At 58.6% G+C, this 18088-nt stretch carries 19 protein-coding genes and 1 tRNA gene; 9 read left to right on the forward strand and 11 right to left on the reverse strand.

Going from position 1 to position 18088, the window contains the following annotated elements; all coding sequences use genetic code 11:
* Positions 1–105: 105 nt before the first annotated feature.
* Together RRF55_RS11400 and actS are read right to left on the reverse strand one after the other, a co-directional pair.
* Positions 106–179 (reverse strand) — tRNA-Gly (locus RRF55_RS11400).
* Between the two features lie 80 nt (positions 180–259).
* Positions 260–973: an amidase activator ActS gene (gene actS / locus RRF55_RS11405; protein ID WP_032415535.1), complete on the reverse strand. Its 714-nt coding sequence runs from the start codon at positions 971–973 to the stop codon at positions 260–262.
* Between the two features lie 316 nt (positions 974–1289).
* Between actS and idi the strand changes: the two genes are divergently transcribed.
* Entirely contained in the window at positions 1290–1844 is a 555-nt protein-coding gene (gene idi, locus RRF55_RS11410) for an isopentenyl-diphosphate Delta-isomerase (protein WP_023285541.1), read from the forward strand.
* A gap of 234 nt (positions 1845–2078) precedes the next feature.
* Here the strand turns inward: idi and lysS are convergent, their stop codons facing one another.
* The 5 genes from lysS to xerD form a co-directional block, all read right to left on the reverse strand.
* On the reverse strand, positions 2079–3596 hold the full coding sequence (gene lysS / locus RRF55_RS11415) for a lysine--tRNA ligase (protein ID WP_002916299.1): 1518 nt from the start codon (positions 3594–3596) through the stop codon (positions 2079–2081).
* Positions 3597–3605: 9 nt separating this feature from the next.
* Positions 3606–4704 (reverse strand): peptide chain release factor 2 gene (prfB, locus tag RRF55_RS11420; RefSeq protein WP_095858446.1). Its coding sequence is split into 2 segments (ribosomal slippage): positions 3606–4628 and positions 4630–4704, totalling 1098 coding nucleotides; the frame shifts between segments, so codons are not numbered across the junction.
* A gap of 85 nt (positions 4705–4789) precedes the next feature.
* Positions 4790–6523, reverse strand: a complete 1734-nt coding sequence (recJ, locus tag RRF55_RS11425; protein WP_004149758.1) for a single-stranded-DNA-specific exonuclease RecJ — start codon at positions 6521–6523, stop codon at positions 4790–4792.
* Positions 6524–6528: 5 nt separating this feature from the next.
* Positions 6529–7242, reverse strand: coding sequence for a bifunctional protein-disulfide isomerase/oxidoreductase DsbC (gene dsbC, locus RRF55_RS11430; RefSeq protein ID WP_002916301.1), 714 nt, complete (start codon positions 7240–7242; stop codon positions 6529–6531).
* Between the two features lie 22 nt (positions 7243–7264).
* A complete protein-coding gene (gene xerD, locus RRF55_RS11435; RefSeq protein ID WP_064153067.1) occupies positions 7265–8161 on the reverse strand; it encodes a site-specific tyrosine recombinase XerD in 897 nt (298 codons plus the stop codon).
* 100 nt (positions 8162–8261) lie between these two features.
* On the opposite strand from xerD, the gene fldB reads away from it, so the two are divergent.
* A complete protein-coding gene (gene fldB, locus RRF55_RS11440; RefSeq protein ID WP_002916308.1) occupies positions 8262–8783 on the forward strand; it encodes a flavodoxin FldB in 522 nt (173 codons plus the stop codon).
* A 6-nt stretch (positions 8784–8789) separates the two neighbouring features.
* Here the strand turns inward: fldB and RRF55_RS11445 are convergent, their stop codons facing one another.
* Positions 8790–9200 (reverse strand): protein YgfX, encoded by a 411-nt coding sequence (locus RRF55_RS11445; protein ID WP_002916310.1) that lies wholly within the window; start codon positions 9198–9200, stop codon positions 8790–8792.
* Positions 9181–9447 carry an FAD assembly factor SdhE gene (sdhE, locus tag RRF55_RS11450; RefSeq protein ID WP_002916312.1) on the reverse strand — a complete coding sequence of 89 codons (267 nt, stop codon included), beginning with the start codon at positions 9445–9447 and terminating at the stop codon, positions 9181–9183. Before sdhE ends, RRF55_RS11445 begins: the two co-directional genes overlap by 20 nt.
* Before the next feature lie 245 nt (positions 9448–9692).
* On the opposite strand from sdhE, the gene ygfZ reads away from it, so the two are divergent.
* Positions 9693–10676: a tRNA-modifying protein YgfZ gene (ygfZ, locus tag RRF55_RS11455; protein ID WP_002916313.1), complete on the forward strand. Its 984-nt coding sequence runs from the start codon at positions 9693–9695 to the stop codon at positions 10674–10676.
* A gap of 150 nt (positions 10677–10826) precedes the next feature.
* Here the strand turns inward: ygfZ and trhA are convergent, their stop codons facing one another.
* Together trhA and yqfB are read right to left on the reverse strand one after the other, a co-directional pair.
* Complete coding sequence (gene trhA / locus RRF55_RS11460) at positions 10827–11486, reverse strand: PAQR family membrane homeostasis protein TrhA (protein ID WP_002916317.1); 660 nt, start codon at positions 11484–11486, stop codon at positions 10827–10829.
* A 163-nt stretch (positions 11487–11649) separates the two neighbouring features.
* Positions 11650–11961, reverse strand: a complete 312-nt coding sequence (gene yqfB, locus RRF55_RS11465) for a N(4)-acetylcytidine aminohydrolase (protein ID WP_002916319.1) — start codon at positions 11959–11961, stop codon at positions 11650–11652.
* A 49-nt stretch (positions 11962–12010) separates the two neighbouring features.
* On the opposite strand from yqfB, the gene RRF55_RS11470 reads away from it, so the two are divergent.
* From RRF55_RS11470 to RRF55_RS11495, 6 genes are all read left to right on the forward strand, one after another.
* On the forward strand, positions 12011–12739 hold the full coding sequence (locus RRF55_RS11470; protein WP_002916321.1) for a MurR/RpiR family transcriptional regulator: 729 nt from the start codon (positions 12011–12013) through the stop codon (positions 12737–12739).
* A 118-nt stretch (positions 12740–12857) separates the two neighbouring features.
* Positions 12858–14291 carry a 6-phospho-beta-glucosidase BglA gene (gene bglA / locus RRF55_RS11475; protein ID WP_002916322.1) on the forward strand — a complete coding sequence of 478 codons (1434 nt, stop codon included), beginning with the start codon at positions 12858–12860 and terminating at the stop codon, positions 14289–14291.
* Positions 14292–14415: 124 nt separating this feature from the next.
* A complete protein-coding gene (locus tag RRF55_RS11480; RefSeq protein ID WP_004210062.1) occupies positions 14416–14775 on the forward strand; it encodes a hypothetical protein in 360 nt (119 codons plus the stop codon).
* Between the two features lie 49 nt (positions 14776–14824).
* Positions 14825–16834, forward strand: a complete 2010-nt coding sequence (locus tag RRF55_RS11485; protein WP_032433605.1) for a protein-disulfide reductase DsbD family protein — start codon at positions 14825–14827, stop codon at positions 16832–16834.
* A 1-nt stretch (position 16835) separates the two neighbouring features.
* Positions 16836–17447, forward strand: coding sequence for a DsbA family protein (locus tag RRF55_RS11490; protein WP_032413027.1), 612 nt, complete (start codon positions 16836–16838; stop codon positions 17445–17447).
* Complete coding sequence (locus RRF55_RS11495; RefSeq protein ID WP_004889808.1) at positions 17437–17940, forward strand: protein disulfide oxidoreductase; 504 nt, start codon at positions 17437–17439, stop codon at positions 17938–17940. Before RRF55_RS11490 ends, RRF55_RS11495 begins: the two co-directional genes overlap by 11 nt.
* The last annotated feature ends 148 nt before the right edge of the window (positions 17941–18088 follow it).

The following is an 18088-nucleotide window of genomic DNA, read 5'->3' on the forward strand; positions in this document are numbered from 1 at the left end:
TAGATTCCGGTAGATGTAAGTAGACGTAGAAATAACGAGAATCGACGTTAGTGCCTGTGGTTACTGGGTTTTATAGACTTAAGTAGACGTTGAGAGATGTTTGTTTGGAGCGGGCGAAGGGAATCGAACCCTCGTATAGAGCTTGGGAAGCTCTCGTTCTACCATTGAACTACGCCCGCGAAGAGGTGCGAGAAGCATTATAGCCCTTACGCACCCTGTGACAAGCCTGCCGGATGCTGACTGGCGATAAAATAACCTTTTAGCACTTAGGTTTACTTCCCTGCGGCGGCAGGTAACGCAGCGGATCGATGGCTGTCGCCCGGTAGCGGATCTGGAAATGCAGCCGCACTGAGTCGGCATCCGTACTGCCCATGGTGGCAATTTGCTGGCCGGCCTTCACGCTCTGGCCATTATTCACCATTAGCTTATCGTTGTGGGCATAGGCGGTGATGTAATCCTCGCTGTGCTTAATCATGATCAGATTGCCATAGCCGCGCAGCTGATTGCCGACGTAGACCACCTTGCCCGCCCCGGCGGCATACACCGGCTGGCCGCGGGTTCCGGCGATATCAATGCCTTTATTGCCGCCATCGGCGGTGGAATAAGGCAGGACCACTTTGCCGCTGGTCGGCCAGCGCCAGCAGCGCTGTCCCACCGGCGGCCAGGAGGACTGAGGTACCGCGGACGAAGGCGTGTCAGCCGCGGTGCGCGTAGAGGAAGATTTTTTCTTCGTTGTCTTCGTTGAACTGCTGCCGTTAAGCTTCAGCTTCTGCCCCACCTCAATGGTGTAAGGCGGGGAGATGTTATTCAGGCGGGCCAGATCGCGAACGCTGGTGCCGGTGGTGCGGGAGATGCCGTACAGGGTATCGCCGCGTTTAACGGTGTAGGTGCCACCGGAATCGGAGGTGCTGGAGCAGCCGGCCAGCACCAGGCTTGCCGCCAGCATCAGTGTCATATAAAAGCGTTTCATCATCAGGCATCCTGCACTTAACACAACCACTTACCTCGCAATCAGGGCGAATATCATACCAGTCCGCGGCGCAGGGCGTCATCCCTGATGGCGAAACCATTATCCCCCGTCCCTAGCGCGCGGTCTGCGGCAGGCAGAAATTCATATTTGCGCCACGCGGCGCGGCGGCCTCTCCTCGCTATTGCGCGTTGCCGTTCACAGAGCTGCCTCCAGGGCTTGTTTTGGTAATGCCTTTCTCCCATTTATGGGCTACCCTAGTGGCCTGAGTACATGACCCGGCGGGTTTGTGCCGGGTCATTTTTTATTTTCAGGAGTCGTCATGGCCGGGGAACACGTCATTTTGCTGGATGAGCAGGATCAGCCTGCCGGTATGCTGGAGAAGTATGCCGCCCATACGTTTGATACCCCTTTACATCTCGCGTTTTCCTGCTGGCTGTTTAACCAGCAGGGTCAGTTACTGGTCACTCGCCGTTCGTTGGGCAAAAAAGCCTGGCCCGGGGTATGGACCAACTCGGTCTGCGGACACCCCCAGCAGGGCGAGACCTTCGAGCAGGCCGTCACGCGCCGCTGTCGCTTCGAACTCGGTGTGGAGATCTCTGATATCGCGCCGGTTCACCCGGCCTTCCGCTACCGGGCGGTCGCCCCAAACGGTATCGTTGAGAACGAAGTGTGCCCGGTATATGCCGCGCGCGTGGTAAGCGAAGTGCAGCCTAACGACGATGAAGTCATGGACTATCAGTGGGTTGACCTGGCAACCATGTTAAGCGCGCTGGCCGCCACGCCGTGGGCGTTCAGCCCGTGGATGGTGCTGGAAGCGGAAAATCGGGACGCCCGCCAGGCGCTGACCGACTTTGTTGCGCGTATGCGCGGGTAAGCTGACTATTCTCCAGGCCAGGCGCAGCCCTGTGCCTGTCATTAATGCCTGGCGGCGCTACGCTTGCACAGGCCTACGGTTCTGCGCCATTGCGTAGCCCGGATAAGGCGTTTACGCCGCCATCCGGGATCCCCGGCTTGCGCTGCGCTGAGCCAGGCTACGCCAGCCTTAGGACCTCACATCAGACATAAAAAAACCCGGCAAGCCGGGTTTTTTGCTTTTCGCGAAGGGCGATTATTTCTGCGGACGCATCGCCGGGAACAGAATAACGTCGCGGATGGTGTGGCTGTTGGTGAACAGCATGACCATACGGTCGATACCGATACCCAGACCAGCGGTCGGCGGCAGGCCGTGTTCCAGCGCGGTGACATAGTCTTCGTCATAGAACATTGCTTCGTCGTCGCCTGCGGCTTTCGCATCAACCTGATCCTGGAAGCGCTGAGCCTGGTCTTCGGCGTCGTTCAGCTCGCTAAAGCCGTTACCGATCTCACGGCCGCCAATGAAGAATTCAAAGCGGTCGGTGATTTCCGGGTTGACGTCGTTACGGCGCGCCAGCGGAGAAACTTCCGCCGGGTATTCGGTGATGAAGGTCGGCTGGATCAGGTGCGCTTCCGCCACTTCTTCGAAGATCTCGGTCACGATACGGCCCAGACCCCAGCTCTTCTCCACTTTGATGCCGATAGATTCAGCGATCGCTTTCGCGGAATCAAAGTTATCCAGATCCGCCATCTCGGTTTCCGGACGGTATTTCTTGATCGCTTCGCGCATGGTCAGTTTTTCAAACGGCTTGCCGAAGTCGAACACCTGGTCGCCGTAAGGCACTTCGGTGTTGCCGAGGATGTCCTGCGCCAGGGTGCGGAACAGAGATTCGGTCAGCTCGATCAGATCTTTGTAATCCGCATAAGCCATGTAGAGTTCCATCATGGTGAACTCTGGGTTATGACGAACGGAGATCCCTTCGTTACGGAAGTTACGGTTGATCTCGAAGACGCGTTCGAAGCCGCCAACCACCAGACGCTTGAGGTACAGTTCCGGCGCGATACGCAGGTACATGTCCAGATCCAGCGCGTTATGATGGGTGATGAACGGACGCGCGGAAGCGCCGCCCGGGATCACCTGCATCATCGGGGTTTCTACTTCCATAAAGCCGCGGCCAACCATGAACTGACGGATGCCCGCCAGGATCTGCGAACGCACTTTGAAGGTCTTACGAGATTCATCGTTGGAGATCAGGTCCAGGTAACGCTGACGGTAACGCGCTTCCTGATCCTGCAGGCCGTGGAATTTGTCCGGCAGCGGGCGCAGAGCTTTGGTCAGCAGACGCAGCTCGGTGCAGTGGATGGATAGCTCACCGGTTTTGGTCTTGAACAACTTACCGCGAGCGGCGATGATGTCGCCGAGGTCCCACTTTTTGAACTGGTCGTTATAAACGCCTTCCGCCAGGTCATCACGCGCCACGTACAGCTGGATGCGGCCGCCTACGTCCTGCAGGGTCACGAAGGACGCTTTACCCATGATACGACGGGTCATCATGCGGCCAGCAACGGCCACTTCAACGTTCAGCGCTTCCAGCTCTTCGTTTTCTTTGCCATCGAAGTCAGCGTGCAGTTGGTCAGAGGTATGGTCACGACGGAAATCGTTCGGGAAAGCGACGCCCTGCTCACGCAGCGCAGCCAGCTTCTCGCGACGGGTTTTCAGTTCATTATTAAGGTCAATTGCCGCGTCAGCGCCCTGTGCTTGTTGTTCAGACATGTTGGTTCCTCATAACCCTGCTTTCAAACTTGCTTCGATAAATTGGTCCAGGCTGCCGTCGAGCACCGCCTGAGTGTTGCGGGTTTCCACCCCGGTACGCAGATCTTTAATACGCGAGTCATCCAACACGTAAGAGCGGATCTGGCTGCCCCAGCCGATATCGGACTTGTTGTCTTCCATCGCCTGCTTCTCGGCATTTTTCTTCTGCATCTCCAGTTCATAAAGCTTTGCTTTCATCTGCTTCATGGCCTGGTCTTTGTTTTTGTGCTGCGAACGGTCGTTCTGGCACTGCGTCACCAACCCGGTCGGGATATGGGTAATACGCACCGCGGATTCCGTACGGTTAACGTGCTGACCACCGGCGCCGGAGGCGCGGTATACGTCAATGCGCAGGTCGGCCGGGTTAATTTCGATATCGATATCGTCTTCCACTTCCGGGTAAACGAACGCGGAGCTGAAGGAGGTATGACGGCGGCCGCCGGAATCGAACGGGCTCTTACGCACCAGACGATGAACGCCGGTTTCCGTACGCAGCCAGCCGTAGGCGTAATCGCCAATGATCTTAATGGTCACGGATTTAATCCCCGCGACTTCACCTTCGGATTCTTCGATGATTTCGGTCTTAAAGCCGCGCGCTTCCGCCCAGCGCAGGTACATGCGCATCAGCATGCTGGCCCAGTCCTGGGCTTCGGTGCCGCCGGAACCGGCCTGAATGTCAAGGTAGCAATCGGCGCTGTCGTATTCGCCGGAGAACATGCGGCGGAACTCAAGCTGCGCCAGCTTCTCTTCCAGGGTATCCAGCTCGGCGACGGCTTCGTTAAAGGTCTCTTCGTCATCCGCTTCCACGGCCAGATCCAGCAGGCCGGCAACGTCTTCCAGCCCCTGGGACATCTGATCCAGGGTATCTACGATGGCTTCCAGGGAAGAACGCTCTTTACCCAGCGCCTGGGCGCGTTCGGGTTCGTTCCACACGTCCGGCTGTTCCAGCTCGGCGTTTACTTCTTCGAGACGCTCTTTCTTGGCATCGTAGTCAAAGATACCCCCTAAGAACGTCGGAGCGCTCCGTGAGGTCCTGAATGCGGTTTTTTACCGGATTTATTTCAAACATGGTCGGTTTCTTTTAATGGATTTGTCAAAATGCGGTGATAAGAGCGGAATTCTACCGGATTCGCGCCCTTATTCCTACACTGTTGTCAATTTGGCCAGAGGTGATCGATGATCAGCTGCAGGCTACGGTTGCCGCGGAACTCGTTGATGTCGAGCTTGTAGGCTAACTGGACTTCACGCACGCCGTTATCCGGCCAGATGGAAGTATCAACGTTGAAGGCGATACCGTCCAGCAGCGGCCCGCCGTCAACCGGTTCGACCATCACCTTCAGGTGACGCTCGCCCACCAGCCGCTGCTGCAGCAGGCGAAAACGACCGTCAAACAGCGGTTCCGGGAACATCTGCCCCCACGGCCCGGCGTCGCGCAGCATCTGCGCCACTTCCATGCTCATCTCCGCCGCCGCCAGCGGGCCATCGGAAACCACCTCGCCCTGCAACAGCGCAGGATCCAGCCATTCGGTCACCAGCTCGCCGAAGCGCTGTTGAAACTCTTCAAAACGCGCCTCCTCCAGCGATAAGCCCGCCGCCATCGCATGGCCGCCGAACTTCAGGATTAGCCCGGGATAAAGCGTATCAAGGCGCTCCAGCGCATCGCGCATATGCAACCCCTGAATGGAACGACCGGAGCCTTTCAGCGTGCCGTCGCCGGTAGGCGCAAAAGCGATAACCGGGCGATGGAAGCGCTCCTTAATCCGCGAGGCGAGAATGCCGACTACCCCTTGATGCCATTGCGGATGGTACATCGCCAGCCCGCCGGGCAGGGTATCGGCGCTGCGCTCCAGCTGCTGACAGAGCGTTAGCGCTTCCGCCTGCATCCCCTGCTCAATCTCTTTGCGCGTCTGATTAAGCGCATCGAGCTCGTTGGCCAGCACCCGCGCTTCGCCGATGTTGTCGCACAGCAGCAGCGCGACGCCGACCGACATGTCGTCCAGCCGTCCCGCCGCGTTCAGGCGCGGCCCGAGGGCGAAACCGAGGTCGCTGGCCGCCAGCTTTTGCGGATCGCGGTTGGCAATTTCCAGCAGCGCCTTAATACCGGGCCGACATTTGCCGGCGCGAATGCGGCTTAACCCCTGCCAGGTGAGGATACGGTTGTTAGCATCCAGCGGCACGACGTCCGCGACGGTGCCAAGCGCCACCAGATCCAGCAGCTCGGCAAGGTTCGGCGCGGGGATGCCGCGAGCGTCGAACCAGCCTTTATCGCGCAGAAAAGTGCGCAGCGCCAGCATCAGATAAAACGCCACCCCCACCCCGGCCAGTGATTTTGACGGGAAGTCGCAATCGCGCAGGTTGGGATTAACGATAGCTTCCGCCGCCGGCAGCGTCTCGCCCGGCAGATGGTGATCGGTCACCAGCACCGGGATCCCCAGCGCATGGGCATGATCGACGCCGGCATGGGACGAGATCCCGTTGTCGACGGTCATGATCATCTGCGCGCCGCGAGCATGGGCCTGATCGACCACTTCCGGGCTTAAACCGTAGCCGTCTTCAAAGCGGTTCGGCACCAGATAGGAGACGTTGCCGTAACCCAGCGCGCGCAGGGCCAACACGCTGAGCGCGGTGCTGGTGGCGCCGTCGGCGTCAAAATCACCGACCACCACGATGTGCAACCCTTTCTGGAACGCGTCATGCAGCATCTCGACCGCTTTTTCAACGCCGGTGAGCTGCGTCCAGGGGAGCATGCCTTTGACGCTGCGCTCCAGCTCCTGCGCGCTGCGCACCCCGCGGCTGGCATATAGCCGCTGCAGCAGCGGCGGCAGGTCGGCGGGGAGTTCGACGCCGTCAACCGCCTCGCGGCGGCGTAGTTGTATCTGTTGTTTCACGCGAATCAGTTACCGCTTGTCTGTTTTTTGTGCTCATCAAGGAACGCCTTCAGCTCTTTCGGCCCCTGATAGCCCGGCAGCACCATGCCGTTACTGAGGACCATCGCCGGCGTACCGTTGACGCCCATCTGCACGCCGAGGGTGTAATGTTTGGCGATATCTACGCTGCAGCTCGCCGGCTGCACGCCTTTACCATTCATGGCGTCATCCAGCGCTTTGTTGCGATCTTTCGCGCACCAGATGGCCTTCATGTCCTGCTCCGCCTGGCTTTGCAGACCCTGTCGCGGGAAAGCCAGATAGCGCACGGTGATCCCCAGCGCGTTGTAGTCGCTCATCTGCTCGTGCAGTTTATGACAGTAGCCGCAGGTAATATCGGTGAAGACGGTGATGACGTGCTGCTCCTTCGGCGCTTTGTAGACAATCATCTCATTGCTCAGCGCGTTCAGCTTACCCAGCAGCAGCTGGTTGGTGACGTTGACCGGCTGCGCGCCGCTCACGTCGTACATCGGCCCCTGGATGATATGTTTGCCGTCGTCGGTCACGTACAGCACGCCGCTGTCGGTCAGCACCGTGCTCATCCCGGAAACCGGCGATGGTTGAATATCGGTGCTCTGCACACCCAGCTTCGCCAGCGACTGTTTAATTGCCGCGCTATCGGCGTGCGCCGCTCCTGAAAGGGAGGCCGCCAGCAGGGTGAACATCAATAAACCTTTTTTCATACTCAGTCCTTTTGTTCAGCACTCACGCCCGCGGGTGGTGCTGTTGATGAAGTTGTCGCAGACGCTCGGTCGCCACGTGGGTGTATATCTGCGTGGTGGAGAGATCGCTGTGTCCTAACAGCATCTGCACCACGCGCAGATCGGCGCCATGATTGAGCAAATGCGTGGCGAACGCATGGCGTAACACGTGCGGGGAAAGCTTTTCGCTGTCGATCCCCGCCAGTACGGCATAGTGTTTAATCCGGTGCCAGAAGGTCTGGCGCGTCATCTGCTGGGCGCGCTGGCTGGGAAATAAGACATCCGACGCCACGCCGTTCAGCAGCCAGGGGCGACCATACTCGAGGTAATTTTCCACCCACAGTACCGCCTCTTCCCCCAGCGGCACCAGCCGCTCTTTGTTGCCTTTTCCCACCACCCGCAGCACGCCCTGCCGCAGGCTGATGTCGCTCATCGTCAGCCCCACCAGCTCCGAGACGCGCAGGCCGGTGGCATACAGCACCTCCAGCATCGCTTTATCGCGCAATTCCAGCGGCTGCTCCACCAGCGGCGCCTGCAGCAGACGCTCAACCTGCGCCTCACTGAGATCTTTTGGCAGCCGCTGCGGTAGCTTCGGCGAGGCCAGCAGCGCGCTGGGATCGTCCGGGCGAATTTTTTCCCGGTACAGATGCTGGAAAAAACGGCGCACGGCGCTCAGCAGGCGCGCGGTGCTGGTGGCTTTGTAGCCGCCGGACTGCCGCTCAGCCAGCAGGGCCTGCAGATCGTCGCTGCCAACGCTTACCAGCGACAGGCCGCGATAGTGCAGCCACTCAACTAACATCGTCAAATCGCGACGGTAGGCGCTGAGCGTATTCTCCGCCAGGTTGCGCTCCAGCCAAAGGGCATCGAGAAACTGTTCGATTAGTGCCAGATCCTGTTTCACATCGGCCTCTTTGTTCGTTAAACGCTCTCATTATGCCTTAAGAGGACGCCTTTCTGGTACACTGCCCGCCATTCACGGCAAGAATCGAGATGTTTACGCGATGAATATAGGTCTGTTTTACGGCTCCAGTACCTGCTACACCGAAATGGCCGCGGAGAAAATTCGCGATATCATCGGCCCCGAACTGGTGACGCTGCACAATCTGAAAGATGACTCCCCCGCGCTGATGAGCCAGTACGACGTACTGATCCTTGGCATCCCGACCTGGGATTTCGGCGAAATTCAGGAAGACTGGGAAGCGGTCTGGGATCAGCTGGACACCCTGAACCTCGAGGGAAAGATCGTCGCGCTGTACGGCATGGGCGATCAGCTGGGCTACGGCGAATGGTTCCTTGACGCGCTCGGCATGCTGCATGACAAGCTGGCGACCAGGGGCGTGAAGTTTGTCGGCTACTGGCCAACCGAAGGCTATGAGTTCACCAGCCCGAAACCGGTGATCGCCGATGGCCAACTGTTCGTTGGCCTGGCGCTGGATGAAACCAACCAGTACGACCTGAGCGACGAGCGCATCCAGAGCTGGTGCGAGCAGATCCTCGGCGAAATGGCCGAACACTTTTCCTGACGCGGCTTACTCCTGCGCCGGTTTTTGCAGCACCAGCCGGCGCAGATCGCGCCACTCTCCGGCGTCCATGCTGTCCGCCGCCAGCCAAAGATGCTGTCCGCGCCGGGTATCGACATGGCGCAAACGCAGCAGCATACCGCTATTGATAACCCACGGCGTCCCGAGGATCTCCCATTCGGCGTTTTGCCAGCGAAGACGGGAATCGGTGAGCAGTTTTATCTCCCCGCGACGGGCATGGATCCGCCGCTGGCTGCGCACGCAGTCGAAGACCACCAGCGACAGCAGCAGCAGCCAGATCGGGGTATAGCTCAGCGGCCAGGGAACCAACAGCACCAGGGCCGCCACCACGCCGTGAAGCAGCAGGGAAAACCACTGCGCGCGCCAGGAGATACGGAGATCAGATTGCCACAGGACCACGTTCCCGATTCCGTGTCTGAATTAAGGTTACCATCCGCTGCAGCTCCGCATCGGCCGGTTTGCCGTGGTTCATCAGCCAGTTGAACAGATCCGGATCGTCATTTTCCAGCAGGCGAATGAACAGCTGTTTGTCAGCGTCGCTGAGGGTATCGTACTCATACTCAAAGAACGGCATGATGGAGATGTCGAGTTCGCGCATCCCGCGGCGGCATGCCCAGTGGATACGTGCTTTATTGTTAATGTCCATGTTGACCTTCCAGCAGCAAAATATAGGTTAGTTTAACCCGTTTTCTGCCGTAACTTTACAGGAATATCGCTGAATGCGAGCATCCTTCCATAAAAACCTTAAAATAATGATGGGTTTATTGATTCCCTGCGTCAGGCGGCTGTCTCACGCCAGCGCACAAATGGCCTGTTGAAAGCACTTGCAATGCACTATAGCTCTTTTACCATTGGTCACACACACTGCGTTAAGCGATTCAGGATATGACTATGGCTTTTACACCTTTTCCTCCGCGTCAGCCTTCCTCTTCCGCTCGTCTGCCGTTAACGCTGATGACCCTGGATGACTGGGCGCTGGCGACAATTAGCGGGCCGGACAGCGAAAAATATCTGCAGGGGCAGATTACCGCCGATGTGAGTCATCTCACCGATGCCCAGCATCTGCTTGCCGCCCACTGTGATGCCAAAGGCAAGATGTGGAGCAACCTGCGCGTATTCCGTCGCGAGGGCGGCTTCGCGTGGATTGAGCGCCGCAGCCTGCGCGACGCGCAGCTGACCGAGCTGAAAAAATATGCCGTCTTCTCCAAAGTCACCATCGCCGCCAACGACGATCTGGTTCTGCTGGGGGTGGCCGGCTTCCAGGCGCGCGCCGCGCTGGCGCCGCTGTTCGCCGCCTTGCCCGACGCTGCCACCCCGGTGGTCAGCGAAGGCGCCACCAGCCTGCTGTGGTTTGAACACCCGGGCGAGCGCTTCCTGCTGGTGACCGATGTCGACACCGCCAACCGCGTCACCGACGCGTTGCGCGGCGAAGCGCAGTTTAACAACAGCCAACAGTGGCTGGCGCTGAATATTGAAGCCGGCCTGCCGGTTATCGACAGCGCTAACAGCGGGCAGTTCATTCCGCAGGCCACCAACCTGCAGGCGCTGGGCGGCATCAGCTTCAAAAAAGGCTGCTACACCGGCCAGGAAATGGTCGCGAGGGCGAAATTCCGCGGCGCCAATAAGCGCGCGCTGTGGACGCTGTCAGGGACCGCCAGCCGGGTGCCGGAAGCCGGGGAAGACCTGGAGCTGAAGATGGGCGACAACTGGCGCCGCACCGGTACGGTGCTGGCAGCCGTACAGCTGGATGACGGAAGCCTGATGGTCCAGGTAGTGATGAATAACGACATGGAACCGGACAGCGTGTTCCGTGTACGCGACGATGCCGGCAGCCTGAGCATCAAACCATTGCCGTATTCGCTGGAAGAAAATTAAGGAAAAGTTCCCGGCTTGCGGCGCTTGCGCCTTAGCCGGGCTACCCGGCCGCAGAATATCGTAGCCACGGTAAGCGTAGCGCCACCGTGGAATTTCCAGGCCGCAGAATATCGTAGCCACGGTAAGCGCAGCGCCACCGTGGCATGTTTATCAGGACTGGCCGATGTAAAGATAAATCGCCAGGAAGTGACACACGCTGCCGCCGAGCACGAAGCCGTGCCAGATAGCGTGGTTATAAGGAATACGTTTGCAGACGTAGAAGATGACCCCCAGCGAGTACACCACCCCGCCAACCGCCAGCAGCGTTACCCCGCCCACCGCCAGCTTCACTGCCAGCTGATAGACCACGATAAGCGACAGCCACCCCATGGTCAGATAGGTCACCAGCGACAAAATTTTAAAGCGGTGCGCGATGGTCAGCTTAAACAGGATCCCCAGCAGCGCCAGGCTCCAGATGACGATCATCAGCCCCTTCGCCAGCGGTGAATTCAACCCCACCAGCAAAAACGGCGTGTAGGTCCCGGCAATCAGCAAATAGATGGCGCAGTGGTCGAATTTCTTCAGCCACTGTTTCGCCCGCTGATGCGGGATCGCGTGATAGAGCGTGGAAGCGAGGAACAGCATAATCATGCTGCCGCCGTACAGGCTGTAGCTGGCGATCGCCGTCGCGCTGGCGTTTGTATCCGCCGCCTGCACCAGCAGCAACACAAGGCCGACGATACCGAACACCAGCCCGATCCCGTGGCTGATGCTGTTGGCAACTTCCTCTGCCAGAGAATATCCCTGAGTGATTAATGGTTTGCGAACCATACTGGACTCCGTGAAAACAAGAACGCTTTCATTGCCCACTTAGGGTAACTGAGAATGATTCCAGTGAACACCTGTTAGCTAAAATAAAACGATGTATATTTGTAAATACTTTAAAATCATAAAGTTACATTTTTATTTCAACTCACAGCTGTTCCTGATTATCTTAAAGCGCTTTGAATTCAATGACATAAAACTGGCTCTCGCCAGGATAGATGTCGCTGATGACCTGCCGCAGCTGCCCGAGAGTCATATTCTCCTGTTGCGCATGCTGTTCGGTCAGCGTATCGAGCGTCACCGTCGAGGTCGCGGTCACGGCGATGGTGCAAAAATAGCCGTCATCTTCATAGCGCCCAACGCGCAGCACATCGCCGGGCTTAAAGTGCGACTCCGCTGCATCGCGAATGGTGATGGTTTTGCGCCCGGCGAGGATGTCGTCCTGAAAACGCTGAAAAAAGGTAATGTCATTGGCCTGCATGATATAATTCCGTCCTGGTCATTATGAATTGTGAGTTCGCCCTGTGAGTATGTTCTCCCACGCCGCTGTCGCCAGTCTCAATAATCTTGAGATGATGGTCTACCACTACGTCATTAAAAATCGTGACAAAGTGATGTACATGACCATCCGCGAACTGGCCGAGGCCGCCGGGGTCTCCACGACCACCGTGTTACGCTTCTGCCGCAAACTGCAGTGCGAGGGCTACTCTGAATTTCGCGTGCGCTTTAAATTATATCTCGAGCAGAATGAGCCTCAACAGGCAAATATCGGCGCCAGCGAAATAATGAGCTTTTTTAAAAGCGTCAATAATGACGAGTTCGATGAATTACTCGAGCAGGCCGTCGATATTATTCTCGCCTCCGAACGTATTATTTTTGTCGGCGCCGGCACCTCCGGCGCGCTGGCGAAATATGGCGCACGCTTCTTCTCCAACGTCGGTAAATTCAGCAACCATATTGACGACCCCTATTTTCCGGTAACCAACGATATGGCCCGCAACGCGCTGGCGATCGTGCTTTCCGTCTCTGGCGAGACGGAAGAGATCCTGCGCTTTGCCAGCCAGTTCAGTCTGCATCATTGCAAGGTAATGTCGATTACCAGCCATGAGCATTCGCGGCTGGCCAAACTGGCTGATTTCAATCTCTCCTGGCACGTGCCGCAGACGCGCATTGGCGGGGTCTACGATATTACAACGCAAATTCCAGTGATCTATATTCTCGAATCCCTCGGACGTAAATTAGCGCGCAAAATCAGCTAAAAATAACAGCCTGTTTTTTTGATGTAACATATTACCTTTGGCGGAATTTGTTATATCGTGACATTCACTTTCACTTTGCTAGACTCGAGAACAATAGTTATTAGAGAGATTAGCCAGGATGAAAAAATTAACCCTTCCGAAAGATTTTTTATGGGGCGGCGCGGTCGCCGCGCATCAGGTTGAAGGCGGCTGGGATCAGGGCGGCAAAGGCCCCAGCATCTGCGATGTGTTGACCGGCGGGGCGCACGGCGTGCCGCGCGAAATCACCCACCAGGTCGAAGCGGGAAAATACTACCCGAACCACGAAGCCGTCGACTTCTACGGTCGCTACAAAGAAGACATCAAACTGTTCGCCGAGATGGGCTTCAAATGCTTCCGCACCTCTATCGCCTGGACCCGCATCTTCCCGCAGGGTGACGAAACCCAGCCGAATGAAGAGGGACTGAAGTTCTACGACGACATGTTCGACGAGCTGCTGAAATACAACATCGAGCCGGTGATCACTCTCTCCCACTTCGAGATGCCCCTGCACCTGGTGCAGCAGTATGGCGGCTGGACCAACCGCAAAGTGGTCGATTTCTTTGTGCGCTTTGCCGAAGTGGTCTTCGAGCGCTATAAGCACAAAGTGAAATACTGGATGACCTTTAACGAGATCAACAACCAGCGCAACTGGCGCGCGCCGCTGTTCGGCTACTGCTGCTCCGGGGTGGTCTATACCGAGCATGACAATCCGGAAGAGACCATGTACCAGGTGCTGCACCACCAGTTCGTGGCCAGCGCGCTGGCGGTGAAAGCGGCGCGGCGCATCAACCCGGACATGCAGGTCGGCTGCATGCTGGCGATGGTCGCCCTCTACCCTTACTCCTGCAAACCGGAAGATGTCATGTTCGCCCAGGAGTCGATGCGCGAGCGCTACGTCTTTACCGACGTCCAGCTGCGCGGTTACTACCCGAGCTATGTGTTGAATGAATGGGAACGCCGCGGCTTCAACATCAGGATGGAAGACGGCGACGCGCAGATCCTGCGCGAAGGTACCTGCGCCTATCTCGGCTTCAGCTACTACATGACCAACGCGGTGAAAGCCGAGGGCGGCACTGGCGACGCCATTTCCGGTTTCGAAGGCAGCGTGCCGAACCCGCACGTCAAAGCTTCCGACTGGGGCTGGCAGATTGACCCGGTCGGCCTGCGCTATTCTCTGTGTGAACTGTATGAGCGTTATCAGAAGCCGCTGTTTATCGTGGAAAACGGCTTTGGCGCCTACGACAAAGTAGAAGCCGACGGCAGCATCAACGATGACTACCGCATCGACTACCTGCGCGCCCACATCGAAGAGATGATCAAAGCGGTCACTTATGACGGCGTCGATCTGCTGGGCTATACCCCATGGGGCTGCATCGACTGCGTCTCCTTCACCACCGGGCAGTACAGCAAACGCTACGGCTTCATCTACGTCAACAAACACGACGATGGCACCGGCGACATGTCCCGCTCGCGCAAGAAGAGCTTTAACTGGTACAAAGAGGTCATCGCCAGCAACGGTGAGAACCTGTAACTAACCGCCCTCTCCCGGCCGGGGGAGGGCTAATTGCTTATCCGCCAGACACTTCTTTACAGCTTTACCATTGCCAAAACCCGTTCGCCCGTTAAGATAAGCCTCGTGAATATTTGAGGCAATCATGATTAAGCGACAACGCAAAGCCATTCTTTTTGTCCTCCTGGCCTGTCTGGTGGTGCTAACCTGCACCGCTCAACGGATGGCCGGGATGCACGCGCTGGTCATGAACCTCACCGCCGACAGCCCGTCGCTACAGCAAAACCAGGATCAGGCCGAGGCGCCGGTCACGCCGTGCGAGCTCAGCGCCAAGTCGCTGATGGCCGTTCCGCCGATGCTGTTTGAAGGGGCGCTGTTGGCTATCACCCTGCTGCTGGCGGTGCTGGCGGCGATCCCGCCGCGTATCGAACGCCAGTGGCCTCCCCGCGTTATCTCCTCACCCCGATTGCGGGTGCATCTGCGATTATGCATCTTCCGTGAGTGATTGATTCTCCTGACAGTTCAGGTTAATTCATCACTTACGGAGCAAACTTATGTATATGGTATTCAGGCGACTACTGGTCTGCCTGCTTTGGCTATGGCTGCCCGTCAGCCAGGCCGCCGACAGCGGCTGGCTGCGCGCCGCCGACAATCAACACGCCAGCGTCCGCCTGCGGGCGCAAACCGAGAGCAATGGCGACACTCGCCTGCTTTTAGACGTAGCGCTGGAAAAGGGCTGGAAAACCTACTGGCGCTCGCCAGGGGAAGGCGGCATCGCGCCGGCTATCGCCTGGCACACGCCGCTGGAGGTGAGCTGGCGCTGGCCGACGCCGCAGCGCTTCGACGTCGCGGGCATTTCCACTCAGGGGTACCACGGCGACGTCAGCTTCCCGATGACCCTGCGCGGCAAAATACCGCCGACGCTTAGCGGCGTCCTGACGCTCTCTACCTGCAGCAATGTCTGTATTCTCACTGACTATCCCTTTTCGCTGGATATGACGACTCCGGCGGGGGAGCGATTTAATTATGATTTTACCCGCGCGATGGGCATGCTGCCGTTGCGCGATGGCCTGACTTCGCAGCTGACCGCCAGCTACGTCAGCGGCAAACTGACGGTGACCGCCCGCCGCGATGCCGGCTGGCAGCAGCCAGCGCTGTTTATCGACAGCATGGAGGATGTCGATTTCGGCAAGCCGAGCTTTACCACCCGCGGCGATACGCTGACCGCCACCGTACCGGTCACCGATAGCTGGGGCGAAGCGGCGCCGGACCTGAGCGGCAAAACGCTGTCGCTGGTGCTGGCGGATAGCGGTCAGGCGCAGGAAAGCCAAATCGCCGTCGCCGCCGGCAGCGCCGCGCCGGGGCTGGCGTTAGGCTGGGTGCTGCTGATGGCGCTGGCCGGCGGGCTTATTCTCAACGTCATGCCCTGCGTGCTGCCGGTGCTGGCGATGAAGCTCGGCTCGCTGGTGCAAACCGAAGGTCGCGAACGCGGCGCGGTGCGGCGGCAGTTCCTCGCCTCGGTGTGCGGGATCGTCGTCTCGTTCCTGGCGCTGGCGCTGATGATGACCGCGCTACGCCTGGGGAATCAGGCGCTCGGCTGGGGCATCCAGTTCCAGAACCCGTGGTTTATCGGCGCGATGGCGCTGGTGATGGTGCTGTTCAGCGCCAGTTTATTGGGGCTGTTCGAAATCCGCCTCTCCTCCAGCGCCAGCACTTTCCTCGCCACCAGGGGCGGCAACGGCTTAATGGGCCATTTCTGGCAGGGCGCCTTCGCCACCCTGCTGGCGACGCCCTGTACCGCGCCATTCCTCGGTACCGCCGTGTCGGTGGCGCTGGTGGCGCCCCTGCCGCTGCTGTGGGGCATTTTCTTCGCCATGGGGATCGGCATGAGCCTGCCGTGGCTGCTGATCGTTGCCTGGCCGGGTCTGGCGCAACGTCTACCGCGCCCGGGCCGCTGGATGAATCATCTGCGGGTGGTGCTGGGGCTAATGATGCTTGGTTCAGCGCTATGGCTGGTCAGCCTGCTGACGATCCACATCGGCCGTACGCCGGTGCTTACCCTGCTGGTGATTCTGGCCATCGCCCTGCTAGTGGCCACCGCCTGGCGCTACCGCTGGCGGACGGCGCTGCGCGCGGGCGCCCTGGCCATAGTGGTAGCGGGCGCCGTCGCCTTTGTCGCCCAACAGGACGGCCAGGGCCCGCGCCGCGACCGGGTTAACTGGCAGCCGCTCAGCGAGCAGGCTATCGCCAGCGCCCTGGCGGAGCATAAGCGGGTATTTATTGATGTCACCGCCGACTGGTGCGTGACCTGTAAAGCCAATAAATACAACGTGCTGCTGCGCGACGACGTCCAGCAGGCGCTGTTAGCGCCAGACGTAGTCGCCCTGCGCGGCGACTGGAGCCGCCCCTCCGCTGACATTAGCCAGTTTTTAACCGCACGCGGCAGCGCCGCGGTGCCGTTTAACCAGATTTACGGACCGGAATTGCCGCAGGGACAGATTCTGCCTGCGCTGTTAGACCGCGAACACCTTCTCGCCACCCTGTCCGCCGCTAAAGGAAAATAACATGAGAACTATCACCGCCTTATTACTGCTGTGCGTATCGGCCTTCAGCTTCGCCGCCCCGGCGGAAGAACCACAATCGAACGGTAATGACCAGTTAGCCCAGCTGCTGTTTAACGATCCAAATAGCCCCCGCACCGGCGCGAAAGAGCCAAAACTCACGATCGTCTCGTTTACCGATTACAACTGCCCTTACTGCAAACAGTTTGATCCGCTGCTGGAAAAAATCGTCCACGATAATCCGGACATCCAGCTCATCGTTAAGCTGCTGCCGTTTAAAGGGCAGAGTTCGGTGAATGCCGCTAAAACCGCGCTCTCCACCTGGCGTCAGCAGCCCGATAAATTCTGGGCGCTGCATCAGCGGCTGATGGCGAAAAAAGGCTATCACGATGACGCCAGTATCGCCGCCGCGCAGAAGAAAACCGCCACCGATAGTGTAAAAATCGATGACAAGACCATGGATTCGCTGAAGATGAACCTGATTTTGTCGCAGGTGCTGAATATTCAGGGCACCCCGGCGACCATCATCGGCGATCAGATGGTGGCCGGCGCGATCCCTGCTGATGAGCTGGAGGGGCTGGTGAAAGAGCAGCTGGCGAAAGCCCGTGGCCAGTAAAATCAGGCGCTGGCTGCGCGAGCTGGCGGTGTGGCTGCTGATTGGCGCGGCGGTGAGTCTGGCGGTGGATTATTTTCGCCAGCCCGCGCTGCCGCAAAACGTCAGCGCCACATCGCTGCAGACACTCGACGGCAGGACGCTGGATCTGCATGCCATGAGCCAGCAAAAGCCGCTGCTGCTGTACGTCTGGGCGACCTGGTGCGGAGTTTGTCGCTATACCACGCCGTCGGTGGCATCGCTTGCCGCCGACGGCGGCAATGTGCTGACGGTAGCCCTGCGTTCCGGCGATAACGTCAAGCTGGAGAGGTGGCTGACCAGGAAGAAAATGACGCTGCCGACGGTGAATGATCCGAGCGGCCAGCTGGCGCGGCAGTGGGACATCCAGGTAACGCCGACGCTGGTGGTCATTTCTCAAGGCGAGGTAAAGTCGGTTACCACCGGCTGGACCAGCGGCTGGGGAATGCGCCTGCGGCTGTGGCTGGCCTCCTGGTAGACCGTCGGGCTTTAGCGGTTTTTATGCCGGGTAAGGCGTATCCGCCACCCGGCCTACCATTCGGCTTTGACCCCGTAGGCCCGGCAAGCGCAGTGGACTGCACCCCAAAAGTTGGACACCCAACTGAGTAAGGTGCAGTTTTATGGCT

The organism is Klebsiella sp. K47 (genome assembly GCF_051858335.1).
Lineage (GTDB): Bacteria > Pseudomonadota > Gammaproteobacteria > Enterobacterales > Enterobacteriaceae > Klebsiella > Klebsiella pneumoniae.